The 15,197-nt window shown below is 62.9% G+C and carries 8 protein-coding genes; 2 read left to right on the top strand and 6 right to left on the bottom strand.

What is annotated here, in order from left to right:
* Nucleotides 1-3 precede the first annotated feature (3 nt).
* On the bottom strand, nucleotides 4-1,038 hold the full coding sequence (locus ACS3WA_RS06295; protein WP_438277684.1) for an amino acid ABC transporter substrate-binding protein: 1,035 nt from the start codon (nucleotides 1,036-1,038) through the stop codon (nucleotides 4-6).
* 350 nt (nucleotides 1,039-1,388) lie between these two features.
* Here ACS3WA_RS06295 and metC point away from each other — a divergent pair, with 350 nt between their 5' ends.
* On the top strand, nucleotides 1,389-2,585 hold the full coding sequence (gene metC, locus ACS3WA_RS06290) for a cystathionine beta-lyase (RefSeq protein ID WP_438277683.1): 1,197 nt from the start codon (nucleotides 1,389-1,391) through the stop codon (nucleotides 2,583-2,585).
* A gap of 125 nt (nucleotides 2,586-2,710) precedes the next feature.
* The gene (locus ACS3WA_RS06285) at nucleotides 2,711-4,402 is read left to right on the top strand and encodes a Na/Pi cotransporter family protein (protein WP_438277682.1); all 1,692 of its coding nucleotides are present in this window, start codon (nucleotides 2,711-2,713) and stop codon (nucleotides 4,400-4,402) included.
* A gap of 87 nt (nucleotides 4,403-4,489) precedes the next feature.
* Here the strand turns inward: ACS3WA_RS06285 and ACS3WA_RS06280 are convergent, their stop codons facing one another.
* The 5 genes from ACS3WA_RS06280 to ACS3WA_RS06260 all read right to left on the bottom strand — a co-directional run bounded on the left by ACS3WA_RS06280 (nucleotide 4,490) and on the right by ACS3WA_RS06260 (nucleotide 14,914).
* Entirely contained in the window at nucleotides 4,490-4,813 is a 324-nt protein-coding gene (locus ACS3WA_RS06280) for a lipid-A-disaccharide synthase N-terminal domain-containing protein (protein WP_292610008.1), read from the bottom strand.
* A complete protein-coding gene (locus ACS3WA_RS06275; RefSeq protein WP_438277681.1) occupies nucleotides 4,806-5,555 on the bottom strand; it encodes a glycosyltransferase family 2 protein in 750 nt (249 codons plus the stop codon). The genes ACS3WA_RS06280 and ACS3WA_RS06275 overlap by 8 nt, the downstream gene beginning before the upstream one ends.
* A gap of 224 nt (nucleotides 5,556-5,779) precedes the next feature.
* Nucleotides 5,780-7,522 carry an ArnT family glycosyltransferase gene (locus ACS3WA_RS06270; protein WP_438277680.1) on the bottom strand — a complete coding sequence of 581 codons (1,743 nt, stop codon included), beginning with the start codon at nucleotides 7,520-7,522 and terminating at the stop codon, nucleotides 5,780-5,782.
* A 52-nt stretch (nucleotides 7,523-7,574) separates the two neighbouring features.
* Nucleotides 7,575-9,698: a penicillin-binding protein 1C gene (gene pbpC, locus ACS3WA_RS06265; protein ID WP_438277679.1), complete on the bottom strand. Its 2,124-nt coding sequence runs from the start codon at nucleotides 9,696-9,698 to the stop codon at nucleotides 7,575-7,577.
* Complete coding sequence (locus ACS3WA_RS06260) at nucleotides 9,695-14,914, bottom strand: alpha-2-macroglobulin family protein (protein WP_438277678.1); 5,220 nt, start codon at nucleotides 14,912-14,914, stop codon at nucleotides 9,695-9,697. The genes pbpC and ACS3WA_RS06260 overlap by 4 nt, the downstream gene beginning before the upstream one ends.
* Between the last annotated feature and the right edge of the window lie 283 nt (nucleotides 14,915-15,197).

Below are 15,197 nucleotides of genomic sequence, written 5' to 3'. Positions count from 1 at the left end.
CCGCTAGCGGATCGGCGGCGCGTACTGAATGCCGCCCTGGTTCCAGAGCTTGTTGAGACCTCGCGCGATTCCAAGCCGAGAGCCTGCACCGACGTTGCGATCGAACGACTCGCCGTAATTGCCGACGGCCTTGATGATGCGTGTCACCCAGTCCTTGGTGAGGCCGAGCTGTTCGCCGAAATTGCCATCGGTCCCGAAGACGCGCTTCAGTTCCGGCCGGTCCGATTTCGCCATCTCGTCGACGTTCTTCTGCGTGATGCCAAGTTCTTCGGCGTTGATCATCGCAAACAGCGTCCACTTGACGAGATCGAACCACTGATCGTCACCGTGACGCACCATCGGCCCGAGCGGCTCCTTCGAGATCACCTCCGGCAGGACCGCATGATCGGCGGGATTGGAGAGTTTCAGCCGTTCGGCATAGAGCTGCGAAATATCGGATGTAAACACATCGCACCGGCCTGATTCATAAGCCTTGATGGTTTCGTCGGCCGTGCTGAAAGCGATGACCTCGTACTTCATCTTGTTGCTCTTGAAGTAGTCGGCGAGATTCTGTTCGTTCGTGGTACCGGTCTGGACGCAGACGGACGCGCTGTTCAATTCCAGCGCCGAATTGACCTTGAGCGATTTCCTGACCAGAAATCCCTGCCCATCGTAATAAGTCACGCCGGTGAAGTTCCCGCCTAGCGAAGTGTCGCGCGAGAGCGTCCACGTCGTATTGCGCGATAGGAGATCTATTTCGCCGGATTGCAGGGCGATAAACCGGTCTTTGGCGGACAACGGAACGAACTTGACCTTGCTCGGGTCGTTGAATACGGCGGCCGCGATCGCGCGGCAGACATCCACATCGAGCCCGGTCCAGTTGCCTTTGTCGTCAGGGGCGGAGAATCCGGGCAATCCCTGGCTCACGCCGCAGGACAGCATGCCTCGCGCCTTGACTGCGTCGAGCGTAGTCTTCGCCTTCGCGGATTCCTGCGCGGATGCCGATTGCAGCGAAAGACCGGCGGTGAAAGCGAAAATGACAGCAAGTACGCATTTCATGGCAATGCCTTTCAAGGACATCAATGGATTGTCAATTTGTCGCCGTTCAGACGCCAGGTCGAATCCGATCGGTCGATTTGTTTCCTCCGCCAATCGGGCCAAAGATGGACCTCGTCGATCAACCGAGAGAGAGAACGGGTCGAAACGCGGTGAGCCTCTCAACACCCGGTCAACAGCGGGTTCGGGGATACCGGGCGGATCGGATGTCAAATTCACTCCACTGGCGGGCAGGGTCAAGGGGTTGACGAGGGTCTTCCCCTTCCTGTTACTAAAGCAATCACTCCGAAAACACGATTAAACAGAGGCAGCCCGCGTCAGCGGCAAAACGCCTCCTTTGCAGCGGCAGGCAGATGACCTTTTCAAAGGGCGACAAACCCACGGATTCGCTTCGAGCGGAAACCAGACTGGTTGTCTCAGGTCGAGACACCGAGGCTCAAAAGGGGTTCGTCAATCCTCCCATCGTTCGCGGCTCGACCGTGCTCTATCCGACTGCGGACGACCTGCACGCCCATCGCGGAGAATTCCATTATGGACGGTACGGGACACCCACCACCCGTGCCTTGCAGGAGGCGTTGGTTGCGCTGGAAGGTCCGCAATGCGCGGGCGTCGGCCTCGTTCCATCGGGCGTGTCCGCGATTTCCACTGCGCTGCTGTCGATATTGAAGGCCGGCGATCACATCCTCGTCTGCGATAACGTCTATCGTCCCACGCGGAATTTCTGCGACGGAATCCTGGCGCGCTACGGAATCGAGACCAGCTATTTCGACCCGCTGATTGGCTCGGACATCGCGGCGCTGTTCCGGCCCAACACCCGCGCTGTCATGGTCGAGGCTCCCGGCTCCCAGTCCCTGGAAATGCCGGACGTTCCGGCGATCGCCGCCGTCGCACATGCGCGCGGAGCTTTCGTGGTCGACGACAATACATGGGCGACACCGCTGTTCCGTCGTGCGCTCGAACAGGGTGTCGACATCAGCATCCAGGCGGCGACCAAATACATCGGCGGGCATTCCGACATCATGTTCGGAACCATATCCGCCAACGCCAAGGCCTGGCCTGCGGTCGCGGAAGCCATCCGGCTGCTCGGCCTCTGCGCTGGCCCCGACGATGTGTTTCTGGCGTTGCGTGGATTGCGCACGCTCGCCGTAAGGCTGCAGCATCACCAGCAAGCCGCGATCGCGATCGCACAGTGGCTCGCGAAACGGCCTGAAGTTGCGAGGATTCTGCATCCTGCCTTTCCGGACGATCCCGGCCACGCGATCTGGAAGCGCGACTTCACCGGCGCGTCGGGACTGTTCAGCATCGTCCTCTGGCCCGCGCCGCCACAGGCCGTCGATGCGCTGCTCGACTCCGTGAAACTGTTTGGCATGGGCTACTCCTGGGGCGGCTACGAGAGCCTCATCATTCCTTTCGATTGCGCTGCGTATCGTACCGTGACGCGTTGGGCGCCGGATGGGCCGACGCTGCGGCTGCACATCGGGCTGGAGAATGTCGACGATCTCAAGGCCGATCTCGAGCGGGGATTTGAGGCGTTCAACGCCCGACAATAAATGTCGCCTTGAGCCAAACTTTTGGCCTGCCAAATTTACTCCGGTCGGCTGAAATAAAAGAATTTGATCCACCGCCAATTGCCGATAGCCTGACCCTTCGACCCAAATTTGTTGACGGGGAACCGATGGGAAGCCTTGTTCTTCTCGATCTGATGGGCGGCATCGCGCTTCTGCTCTGGGGCCTGCATATGGTCCGGAGCGGAATCCTGCGCGCCTTCGGTCCGGACCTCCGCCGGTTTCTGGGCAAGGCGCTTCGCAATCGTTTTGCCGCCTTCGGCGCGGGCCTCGGTCTCACCGCCCTGCTCCAGAGCAGCACCGCCACTGGCCTGCTCACCAGTTCGTTCGCAGCCGAAGGTCTTGTAAGCCTCGTACCGGCACTCGCGATCATGCTCGGCGCAAATGTCGGAACCACGCTGATCGTTCAGGTGCTGTCGTTCAATATCTCCGCGGCAGCGCCGATCTTGTTCGTGATCGGACTGGTGGCTTTCCGCAGCGGCGCCCGCTCCCGCGTCAAGGATGTCGGCCGCGTCTTCATCGGTCTTGGCCTGATGCTGCTGGCGCTCCATATTCTGCTGACAACGCTTGCGCCGGCTGAAAACGCACCGGGCGCGCGGGTTTTTCTTAACGCCATCACCGGCGATCCCGTCCTGTGCATTATTATCGGGGCCGTTACAACGTGGGCCGTACATTCCAGCGTCGCCAGCGTGCTTCTGGTCATGTCGCTCGCCTATTCCCAGTTCGTTTCGCCATATGCGGCCTTCGCGCTGGTGCTCGGCGCCAATATCGGCAGCGCTGTCAACCCGGTCTTCGAAGGTGTCCGGCGCGATAATCCCGCGAGCTATCGGCTGCCGCTCGGCAACATGCTCAACCGACTCGTCGGAGTGCTGCTGGTCGCGCCATTTCTGCACCCAATCGTGGATGTCATGCTGGCGTTGCAGCCCAACCTCGCCAAGGCGACCGCTGCGTTTCACATCGCGTTCAATGTCATGACCGCGATCCTTTTTATCGGCCTGCTCGATGGCGTGGCGCGCATGCTCGTGCGGCTCCTTCCTGACAAAGTGCCTGAAGCCGACCCGTCGCGGCCTCGTTATCTCGACGAAAGCGCGCTGGAAACACCTTCACTCGCGCTCGCCGATGCGGCGCGCGAAACGCTGCGCATGGGCGACCTCGTGGAAGCCATGTTGCGAAAGGTGATGGGCGCGATGATGACCAACGACAAATCGCTGGTCGATCAGGTCTCGCGGATGGATGACGGCGTCGACGGTCTCGATGAAGCGATCAAGCTGTATGTGACCAAGCTGACACGCGGCAGCCTTGATGAACGAGAGGGTCATCGCGCAATGGAGATCATCGCGTTCGCCATCAACCTCGAACATATCGGCGACATCGTCGACAAGAACCTGAGCGAACTCGCCACCAAGAAAATCAGGCGCCACTTTCAGTTCTCACCCGAAGGCGCCGACGAACTTTTGGCGTTTCACAAGCGGGTCATGGATTCGCTTCGTATTGCCTTCGGTATCTTCATGTCCGGTAATGTCGATGAAGCTCGCTGGCTGATCGCAGAGAAAGTTGCCCTGCGCAACTTCGAACTCGCGGCGACCGAGCGGCATCTCGATCGATTGCGCGAGGGACGCCTCGAAACGATTGAGACGACGTCGCTGCACCTCGACGTGCTGCGCGATCTGCGGCGGATCCATTCACACATCTGCTCGGTTGCTTATCCGGTCCTCGATGCGGCAGGTCAGCTTCCCGCTTTACGGCAGAACGAAACCGATCTGTTGGGGATTTCCACGCCGGCGGATATGTCCCCGCGCTAGAGTCTGTTTTCACGCGTTTTCTTCACGCGAACCGGATTTCATCCTCGAGTCAAGCCTGAGGACATGCTTCGCTATAACAGACACGGTTCAGGTCGATGACTGACGTCCGTTGAGGATGATGAAGTAGACGTTACGGAAATACACCACAAGTCCGAGAGCCTGGCCAGCGATGAACACCGGATCGCGTCGGTACAGCGCGTAAGCCAGAAGAAGCGTACCGCCTCCGATCGAGAAAAACCAGAACGCGACCGGGATCACGCTTTTTCGCGCGCGTTCGGAGGCGATCCACTGCACGACGAACCGCATCGTGAAGAGCGCCTGCGCCACGAATCCGAGCACGACCCAGCCGTCGAACTTGGTGACGAACACATCGTAGAGATAGCTGGACAGCATACCGACCGTATCAGTCATGTCTCATGATCTCGGTTGCAACGGGCGTGGATTTTTTCCGGCGGATCAGCCACCACACACCGGCGAGGTCCATGATTCCGATCCACAGGCGATCGAAGAAGCCGTAATTCGATACGCCCGAACGTCGTGGCCGATCGGTCACGTCGACATAGGCGATGTCATAGCCTTCCCGCCGCACCAGCGCCGGCAGAAACCGGTGCAGGCCATCGAAGTAAGGCAGTGACAGGAACACCTCGCGCCGCAAGGCTTTCAATCCGCAGCCGGTGTCGCGCGTGCCGTCGCTCAGAACGCGGCTTCGTACTCCGTTGGCGATCCGCGACTGGAATTTCTTGAATCCGGTATCCTTGCGTCCGACGCGCTGGCCGGCGGCAAGACCAATACGTATGCCGCCGTTCTCGATGGCGGTTATCAGCTCGGGCAGGAACGCCGGATTGTTCTGGCCGTCGCCATCCAGCGTCGCAACGATCGTGCCGCGCGCCGCGCGCACCCCGGTGCGGATCGCCGCCGATTGTCCTGACGATTTTTCGTGGCGGATCTGACGAACGCTGCCGCGCCGCGCCATGATCTCCGACAGACGTTCACCGGTCGCGTCGGTCGAGCCGTCATTGACGTAGACGATTTCGTAATTCCATCGTCCGTCGAGCGCGGCGGCGATCTCCTCCACAAGGGGCGCGACATTGTCCGCCTCGTTGCGCACGGGCACAACAATGGACACAGTCGGCGCAGGCGTGCTGTTGGGCATGTCGTCGTTCACTGTTCCGATTGGTCCGCCGGTCAGAACCCCGCGCCAAAGTGGTCTGGCCGCGTCCGCTTCTTATGGCGCGCAAGCGCCGGGGGCAACTCTTTTGGGCCTTTCGCGAAATATCTTAGTGTCTGTTTCAACTGCGTTGAATCAGACTCGTCGTTTATTTTTTGTTTGAGCATGATCTTTTCCGAGAACCGGTTTCCACTTTTCGGGATCATGCTCTAACGCGTTCCCTCGGAGCGGAAGATGGCGATCGAAATCGTCTTGCCCTGCGAGAAGTTATAGCCGTCGATGCGCGTCGCGACGTTGTAGCGCAAGCCGATCGCTTCGGCGCGCTGCGCGAATGCTCGTTCGGAACGGGATTCGACGAGCGCGAACCGGCAGCTTCCGTGACCGAGGAAATCGGCCGCACCGGGGCCATCGGTCAATAACGTCGACGTTCCGGTCATGAAGACGAGGCTTGGCTCGTGGTAACCCGCAGCCGCCACTTTCGGCCCTATGCACTCGACATTTCGCAGCGCGCGTGCGACTTCGGGACTCGGAAACAGCGGCGTCAGCGCCGCGACAATAATTCCGTAGACCGATGCGCTGAGAAAAAGCGCCGCCAAGACCGCATTCAGCAAGGAACGTTCCGCATTGCCGTCGTCATAAAGCCACCATGCGAACAATCCGGAGATCAGGGCCGCGGCGGCAAAGGGCCACGCCAGAAACACGGGTTGACGCGTCAGGGTAATGGTCGCGATGACCGCGAGCACCAGGGTGATCGCCGGGATGGCGAACCACCACGCGGTGCCCTTCCTGAGCCAGGATATGGACAGCACGCGGCGCTCCAGCGCCCAGACCGACAGGATCGCGATGGCCGGATAAAGCGGCAGCACGTAGTGCGGCAGTTTGGTCAGGACCAGTTCGAACACGATCCATGATGGAATCAGCCACGCCAGCAGAAACCGCACTTCCGGCTCGCGGCGCATGCGCCAGACGGCGGGCGCAGCCAACCCCGCCAGAGGGGCGCCGGGCCAGAACGTAATCCAGAACAGCAGGAAGTAGGTTCCGGGGGGCGCTCCATGTGATTCCTGCGCCGCCAGTTTGCTCAGCATGTCGCCGCCGATCGAGTCCGCAAAAAACGTATCGCCGGCGCGCAGGAAAATCGCGACGAACCACGGCATGACGAGGACCAGCATCCACATCAGCCCCCAGACAGGCTGCAAACGCCTCAGCCACGCCGCCGAGCGATCGAGAATGACGACGGTTCCGACCGTCAGTCCGACAAACATCAGGATCAACGGACCCTTGAGCAGAATTCCGCCGGCGAGCGCCGTCCAGAAGATCGCCGGATGTGTCCAGGACGGCCGTTCGAGGTTTCCGCTCCTCTGCCACGACAGATAAACCCGCGCGAGCGCACCCATCGCGGCAACGACGGTCAGCAGCAGCATGGCGTCGGTCTTTGCGAGCCGCGCTTCCACTCCGAGTAATACCGAACTGCACATCATCAGGCCGGCCAGGACCGCGCCCCGACGCGACGCGAAGGCGAGTGCCGTCCAGTACGTCAGAAGCACCGCGCCGATCGCGCCGATCAGGGATGGGACGCGGTACAGCCAGATACGGATCTGCGCGCGCGGCAATCCGAGCGACGACGCCGTTTCGACGGCGGCGGCCTGCAGCCAGTAAATGCCGACCGGCTTCTTGTAACGCACCTCGTCCTGGAAACGGATGTCGACGAAATCGCCGGTCTCGACCATCTGTTTGGTCGCCTGCGCGAAACGGGGCTCGTCGCGGTCGATCGGCGGAATGTTGAAGAAGCCGGGCAGAAAGAACAGCAGGCCGACGATGGTCAGAAAGAGCACCGACCTGACGTGTCGGGCGGCTACGAAGTCGATCACGAATGCCAGCCCACGCCCCGGATTCACCGGGGTTTTCGGTTCGCGCGCTTGTCCAAATCGGGGACGGGAAAGGGTCTCAGCCATGGAGGCTCCGCATACGCTGAACCCAACGCAGGGACAACCGCTTAGCCCGTCACTATTGAATTCTGATCGTAACTGTGTCCGCCGCGCCAGCAGCGTCCATAACGGTCAGCCGGACAAAGCCGGGTCCGGGCGGTTCGATCATCCCCCGACGCCGGTTTCTTTCGATTTCTCCGACTGATTTCCCGTTGACCAGCATGGTCATCGGAAAGACGCCGCCGGCGACCTTCACCGGCAGCGCGGACAATTTTGTGCCGTCCCCGCCTCCGGCATCGATCCGCGAGCCGTTCAGCGGAAACTGGATGCGGAGCGTGTGCTCGTTACTGGTCCGGATCAGTTCACCCGCGGGGCGAAATCGCCGCAACGGCAGAGGCAGCTTTGCATTGGCGGCGATCAGGGTTCCACGTGGAGCTTTCGGCAATGGCGCCAGCAGCTTGCCGGTACGAGCAAAAGCATCGAACAAGACTGGCGCGGCTGCCACGCGCCCGATCAGACCGGATACCGGCGCGCCGTCCGGACGCCCGACCCAGACGCCGACTGTCATGCGGCCGTCGAAGCCGACGGACCACGCATCGCGATAGCTGTAACTGGTGCCGGTCTTGAAGGCGATCCGGTTCCTAACCGCGTTTTCCGGCGGCGGCGTCCCCAACAGGACGTTGCCGACCTGCCATGCCGCGACCGCATCCATCAGCCGCAAAGGCTCCCGATCGCCGCCGTCGTCGCGCACGATTTCACGCAAGGACAACACGCTGCCCAGCCTCGGAATGCCGGAATAGGCCTGCACCAGGTCATGCAGCGTCACCCCGACGCCGCCGAGTCCCATCGCCAGCCCCGGAACCTCGTCCTTCGGCAGCACCAGGCCCGTGCCGGCCTGTTTCAGCCGTGACGACAACCGGCTGGCGCCGACCCGGTCGAGCAGTTCGATCGCCGGAACGTTGAGCGACAATTGCAGGGCGCGGCGTACCGCGACCGTGCCCTGAAACGTCATGTCGAAGTTTTCCGGCGCGTAGCTGCCGAACCGGACCGGGCGGTCGTCGATCAGGCTATCCGGGTGAACGAATCCGTCTTCGAACGCCAGCCCATAGATAAACGGCTTCAGCGTCGATCCCGGCGAGCGCACGGCCTGCGTCATATCCACCTGCCCGGCGCGGCGTTCGTCGAAATAGTCGGCGGAGCCGACATGAGCCAGCACGTCGCCGGTGGCGTTGTCGACCGCGATGATCCCGATGGAAATGTCGGGCCCGAGCGCGGCCGCGCGATCCCGCGCCAGCGCTTCGAGCGCTCGCTGCAATCCGGATTCGAGCGTGAGGCGGATGACATTGGAACCCCTGACCGTCGCCAGCGCCCGATCGGTCGAATGCGGCGCCAGCATCGGAAACGGGTTTCGCATGCGCCTGACCGGCACCGTCTTGGCCTGCGCGGCATCTTCCGCCGAGATGCGCGACTCCTCGACCATGCGTTCGAGCACGCGGTCGCGGGCTGCGCGCGCGGCCGTCGGATGCCGGTCGAGACGACGCCTTTCCGGCGATTGCGGCAAGGCCACGAGCAGCGCCGACTCCGCGAGCGACAACCGCTTCGGCTCCTTCCCGAAATAGGCGATGGAGGCCGCGCGAATGCCCTCGAGATTGCCGCCGAACGGCGCAAGCGTCAGATACAGGTTGAGGATTTCATCCTTGGAGAGTTCGTGCTCAAGCTCGAATGCGCGCACGATCTGACGCAGCTTGGCGTGGATCGAACGTCGGCGGCGCGGTTCGATCAGCCGGGCAAGCTGCATGGTGATGGTCGATCCGCCCGAGACGATGTGGCCGCGGGTCAGGAGTTGCAGCGCGGCTCGCCCGAGCGCGAGCGGATCGACGCCTGCGTGCGAATAGAAGCGCTGGTCCTCATAACCCAGCAGCAGGTTGAGATATCCGGGATCGACGTCGGTCCTTGCGTCGACCGGCAACCGCCACCGGCCATCGGCCATGGCGAAGGCGCGCAACAATTTTCCGTTGCGATCGAGCACCGTGGTCGAGACCTCGCGCGCCTCCGCCAGCGGCAGAGGGCCCAGCGAGGCGATCCAGCCCGCCGCCGCGGCCCCAGTCACAACCACCACGACAGCGATAACCAAGGCCGCCAGCTTCACGCGTCGAAAGCTGCGCGGCCGTGTCGTCGTCGCTGTGGTGCCGGATACACTCATTTCGCGGGATGAACCTCGACGCGGCCGGTACCTGTGCGCCCGTAGCGCGAGGGATTGTACATGTCCTCGACATAGGCCTGCGGCAGAACGTACTTGCCCGGCGATACCGCCCGCACGATATAGGCGACGGTGAATACCGCCTTGTCGTTGCCGGCGCGATCGAAGGCCGCGGTGAACCGATCGTCGCGGAATTCGGTGTTGACCGCCTGCTGGCCATCCTCGATCCAGTCGAGCGTGCCGGTGTCGCCGGACGACACCAGGTGGGGATTGTCGATCTCGAAACCTGCCGGAAGATAGTCGGCCACCATGATGTGACCGTAGGCGGGCTTGGCCTCCGTGATCTTGAGAACAACGGCGAACCGGTCGTTCTGTCTGGCCTGAGCCGGATCCGCAGGCGTCCCGTCGAGAGTGAAATAGTTTCGCTCGATCGCAAAGCCGTTCGATGTCGCCGGTTCCGGAGTCGCCGGCGCGCCGGCAACGGAAACCACCGCCTGTACCGGGGCATCGCCGGTGTTGGTGATCCTGATCGGCTTGCCCGTCATCTCATCCGCCTTGTAGCTGCGATAGAGCGCGGTCTTGACCGGAGCACCGGCGACGTCGAGCGACATGGTTTCCTTCGCAAGCGCCCTCGCCGCCAGAACCAGCCAGGCATTCTCCTGCGTCGAGGTTGAGGGCGTCAGTCCGCGCGCCGCCTCGACGCGCTGCACCGCCTGCGTCACCGTGGCACGCGGTGCGTTGCCTTCGCCTGCGAGCGACACCAGCGCCGCAGCATCGCGCAGCGCCGAACCGTAATCCGTGCGGCCGAACTCGATGGCGGGTTTCGGCGCGAGGCTTTCGGCCGCCGCCGCGTAGACGCGCTCCGCTCGCGCCCGGTCGCCCACAAGTGCTAGCGCCGCAGCCAGTTGCGCCTTGGCGATCGGCGTCGCCAGATTATCCAGCTTGGTATCGGCGAGATAGCGGAGGTCTCCGACCGGCGCGGTCCCGTTCCTGGCGAGAACGTAAAGTCCGTAAGCCAGATCACGGCCGCCGTCCTTCTCCGGCTCTGATGCATTCACCACAGAATTGCGAACGCGATCCAGCGCGCTCTTGAACACGGAATCTGGGACCGCAAATCCCTTTTCGCGGGCACGGGTCAGGAAGTCGGTGACATAGGCGTCGAGCCACGGATCGTCGCCGCCTGATGACCACAAGCCGAACGAGCCGTTCGAGCCTTGCCGCGCCAACAGGCGGTCGATCGAACTCTTGATACGGTCGTCGACGCTCGTGTCCATCGCGAGGTGCGCGCCGGCCGCAAGGTCGTTGACATACAGCAGCGGCATCGCGCGGCTGGCGATCTGCTCGGAACAGCCGAACGGATAACGATCGAGGGCTTTGAGGACGGTCGCCGCGTCCAGCGCCGACGACAGGCCGACGGACATCGATACGCCCCCCGTTCCCGGCACGAGGTCGGAGAACATGTCTGAGGTCAGCGTCAGGCTCTCGCCTTTCGCCAACGTGCGGACCGAGCGGCGCGCCAGGATCTGCGTCGCGGGCTTGACGTCGAGATCGTAGTGCCGCGCCAGCGTCAGGCCGTTCGGTCCCTTGATGTCGACGTCGAATTGCGCGGTGCCGGCGGCCCCGCCGGCATTGAGCGCCAGCGCCATCGAGCCGCGCTGCTTCGCCGCGAGCTTGATGGTAGTCGCGGGATTGCCCGCCATTTTGACGGGGCCGGAGGTTTTTACGTTCACGGTGTAGTCGCCCGGCGCGCCCTCGACGTTGTCCAGGTCGAAACTCATGGTCCCCTGGTCGCCGGTGAGCAGGAAGCGCGGCAAGGTCGCCGTCAGCACGACCGGATCGCGCACGGTGACGTCGACGGTCGCTCGCCCCAGTTTGGTCGCGCTCCAGGCGACCGCCATCACGCGCGCGGTGCCGGCGAATTCCGGAATATCGAAGCTGATCTCGGCGGTGCCGTCCGCCGCCACCGTCACGATGCCGGAATAAAGCGCGAGCGGCTTTTGCGTCGGCGGGCTGCCCTGCAACTCAGCTCCCGCCGAATCGCCACCGGTCCGGAGCTGGCCGCGCGTCCCCTGCATGCCATCGATCAACTGTCCGTAGAGATCGCGAATTTCCGAGGTCATGCGGCGCTGGCCGAGATAATAGTCGTCCGGCGCGGGCGGCTTGTAGCCGGTGAGATTGAGAATGCCGACATCGACGGCGGCTACCACGATCTTGGCATCCTCGCCGGGGTTTAGACCGCCGATCCTCACAGGCAGCTTCAGCGTCGTCGACGGCCGCACCAGTGTCGGCGGCGACAGGCTGACCGACAGCGTACGCGCCGTCTTGTCGATGCCGAACCATTTGATGCCGATCGCGCGGCCCGGCATCCGCCGGGCTTCAACGTCGAGCGGCCGGCGCAGCGTCGCCACCACATAGGCACCTGTACCCCAATCCTTGCCGATCGGGATTTTGACCTGCGAGGTGCCTTCCTTGACGTCCGTGGTCCGGGTGGTCAGCAGCCGATCGCCGAGAACGTTGATCGTGAGTTTACCGGCGGTCCGGGCGTTGACTGACACGGTCATGGTATCACCGGACTGGTAGTCCGGTTTGTCGATCGAGGTTTCCAAAAGATCGGGCGTGTCGGCGCTGCCGTCGGAATACCAGCCGACATCGAACTGAACCGACGTCAGCGGACCGTTTGGATCGGTCGATTTGACATCCAGCCGGTAGCGTCCGGGCTGGGGAGAAAATTCGATCCGCGCGGGCTTGTTCGAGACAATCGAGAGGTCGCCGTCAGCGACGCGCCTGGTCGATTTCACAGGCTCGTATTCCCACGCCGAATCCTGGCGATACCACTGATATCTGCTTTCGAGCTTGAGCAGTTCATAACGCAGGCCATCGCGTGCGAGCGAGGTGCCGTCCGGCGCGACGAACGCGACATCGAATCCGGCCTTGTCGCCTTCGGCGACGTTCCTGTCGGCGAACAGGGGCTTCACGCCGATCATGGCTGCGGCCGGGGCGACCGGAAGCACGAGCTTCCGCTCGACCGCGCGCCCGCCCGCTTCCGCCATGCGAATGAAAATCTGCGCTTCCTGTGGGCGGGTCGATGACGGTGGCGCGGCAAGACTGACCGGGAATGTGGCGACGCCGTTTGCATCGGCTTCGGGCAGGTTCTCGATCGGCGTGCGCTCGTTGCTGGCGCTCTCCTCGTCATCGGCGACGCCGAACTGATAGCCGGCATAACCCGGGCGGCTCTCGGCAGGAGCCACCAGCATATCGCCTTCGAGTTGCAACCCGGATGCCGGCGCACCGTAGAGGAAATGGCCATTGACCTTGAGTTCGACCGGAGCCTCAGCAGTGATCTGCTTTGCCTTGGTTGTTAAGTCGAATTCGATCCTGTCCGGCACATAATCTTCCACCATGAAGGTGGTTTCGCCGACGGATCGCCCCTTCGGGTCGGTAAAGGCGCGAACCCGCCATGTCCCGGTGGGCACGGCCGAGTTGAGCGGCAGGCTCAGGCTTCGCCCGCCGGCGCCCTGATCGGGCAGTACGGCACGGCGGAATTCCACCCCGTCGGGCCGTTCGACCACGAGCGTCAGCGGCCCGCCGGTCACGGCATTGCCCTGCCCGTCGCGCAACAGCGCCGTGAGGAAGACCGTTTCCCCGGAACGATACACCCCCCGCTCCGCATAAACGAAAGCGTCGGCGCCCTCGGGCACCGTTCGACCAGAAACGCCGCGGTCAGTCAGGTCGAACGCGTTCGATTTCAGACTGAGGAATGCATAATCGGCCTTGTCGGTGCTCACCGTCAGCAGCGCCGGTGACAGCCCGCCCTCGCCTCGGGCGAGACCCGGCTCGAACAGCGCATGACCGGACTCATCGGTCTTTCGTGTCGCAAGGATCTCGTTGTTGCGTGCGATCAGGCGTACGTCCGCCTTGCTCACCGCATCGGTCGTCGCCAGCGAATTGACGAAGACGTGGATGCCGTCATTGCCGGAATAGGCGGTCAGGCCCAGATCGGAGACGATGAACCACTGGGTCGCCAGCGAGCCGGACTCCTCGTCGCTCGCCGAACCCGGACCCTTGGGCGCGGCCGTCATCACATAGACGCCGGGCTGCAGGTTTCCGAGTGCCTCGTCGACCGGGAACGCGGTCGTCACATCGGCGTTCAGCGTGACGGCTGTCGCAATCTCGCCCGACCAGACCTTGACCCCGCGCTCGTTGCCGAGGTCCGACAATTGATAGCCGCTGAGGGTCTTCTGGAAGTCGCTGTCGACGACGGTGTTGATAAGGTTGCGGTCGCCGATCCGGAACACCTGCACCGACACGGCTTGCGTGTTGACGCTGACCAGCGGAATGCCGCGCTGGCCGGTGCGCGGCAGCACATAGGCACGGCCGGTGAAGCGGACGAACGGCTTGCGGTCCCGCACATAGACATTGAATTCCGCGGATTTGGGCAGGCTTTCCTTGACCGTCGAGGGCAGGCCGGCGCGCAGATTGATATTGTAGCGCTCGCCGTGCTTGAGACCCTCGACGCAAAGCTGCTTGTCCTCCGACGACAGCGCCGGACGGTCGGTGCCGGCAAGCGCCACAAACGGTGAAAAGTCGGTCCGCTTGGCAAGATCCTCCGAGAACTGGAAGCAGATCCGCGGCGAGGCCGAGTCCGAATCCACGGTGTAATCAAGCAGCCGGAAGCCGTGGTCATCGCGCATCTTTTCGTACTGCTCGCGAACGCCCGCGACCTCGCGCAGATCGAGCGACAGCCGCAGCGTGTCGAGCGCCGGACGCCACAGCTTGCGTTCCGAAAAAGTGCGGCCGAGAACGGCCAGCGCGTCGGCCTCGGCACCCGGATCATGCGCACGCTGATAGGCGATGTAGGCGGCTGTGGAAGCCCGCTCCAGCAGGAAGGTCTGCTCCTGGCTCGTGGCCGGTTTGATCTGGAAAATCGTCCGTGCCAGCCGCAGCCAGTTGCCGCTGTCGTTGGGCGCGACGACCGCGATCTGGCCGAGAATCTGAAGGCCGCTGCGGAAATCGGATCGCTTGAAGGCGGCGTCGGCGTCGGTCCGCAGCGTCGGGGCCGATTTGGCAATGGTGCCGGCTTCGCTCTTGATCTGGGCCTCGAGCTTGATTGCCGCGTCGGCGAGATCGTCGCGCTTGAACGCCTTATCCGCCGCCTGCGCCGAAACCAGCCCAATCGCCAGCACCGCACAAAGGACGATGGCACGAACCATCCCGGTCATGAAAAGCTCCCTGCGCGGACGAGTGCGCCCTGCATTTCTCCGAAGTCCGCCTCATGCTGCCGCGTCTGGTAGCGAAATCCGGACTCGAACAGATACTGGCAAACTTGTGATTTTCGTGTGGCTTAGGTTCGAAATTTCGCTTGAAGGATACTCAAGGACATTACTGCGAACCCTCCTCATTCGCTACCCGACGAAGCCGAACGGGGGGGGACAAGCAGCAGGTCTCGCCCGCAGGTTCGTCGCCCGATCGTTCAGAGTGGTTCGGATCGGGGCTTGGCGCGAG

It is taken from the genome of Nitrobacter sp. (genome assembly GCF_051535235.1).
GTDB lineage: Bacteria > Pseudomonadota > Alphaproteobacteria > Rhizobiales > Xanthobacteraceae > Nitrobacter.
The sequence above is the reverse complement of the archived record's forward strand: the minus strand, read 5'-3'. Positions and strand labels throughout refer to the sequence as shown.

What these genes read in the sequence shown, in the direction of transcription:
- ACS3WA_RS06295 (WP_438277684.1), bottom strand. Translation starts at nt 1,038, where the DNA reads ATGAAATGCGTACTTGCTGTCATTTTCGCTTTCACCGCCGGTCTTTCG.
- metC (WP_438277683.1), top strand. Translation starts at nt 1,389, where the DNA reads ATGACCTTTTCAAAGGGCGACAAACCCACGGATTCGCTTCGAGCGGAA.
- ACS3WA_RS06285 (WP_438277682.1), top strand. Translation starts at nt 2,711, where the DNA reads ATGGGAAGCCTTGTTCTTCTCGATCTGATGGGCGGCATCGCGCTTCTG.
- ACS3WA_RS06280 (WP_292610008.1), bottom strand. Translation starts at nt 4,813, where the DNA reads ATGACTGATACGGTCGGTATGCTGTCCAGCTATCTCTACGATGTGTTC.
- ACS3WA_RS06275 (WP_438277681.1), bottom strand. Translation starts at nt 5,555, where the DNA reads ATGCCCAACAGCACGCCTGCGCCGACTGTGTCCATTGTTGTGCCCGTG.
- ACS3WA_RS06270 (WP_438277680.1), bottom strand. Translation starts at nt 7,522, where the DNA reads ATGGCTGAGACCCTTTCCCGTCCCCGATTTGGACAAGCGCGCGAACCG.
- pbpC (WP_438277679.1), bottom strand. Translation starts at nt 9,698, where the DNA reads ATGAGTGTATCCGGCACCACAGCGACGACGACACGGCCGCGCAGCTTT.
- ACS3WA_RS06260 (WP_438277678.1), bottom strand. Translation starts at nt 14,914, where the DNA reads ATGACCGGGATGGTTCGTGCCATCGTCCTTTGTGCGGTGCTGGCGATT.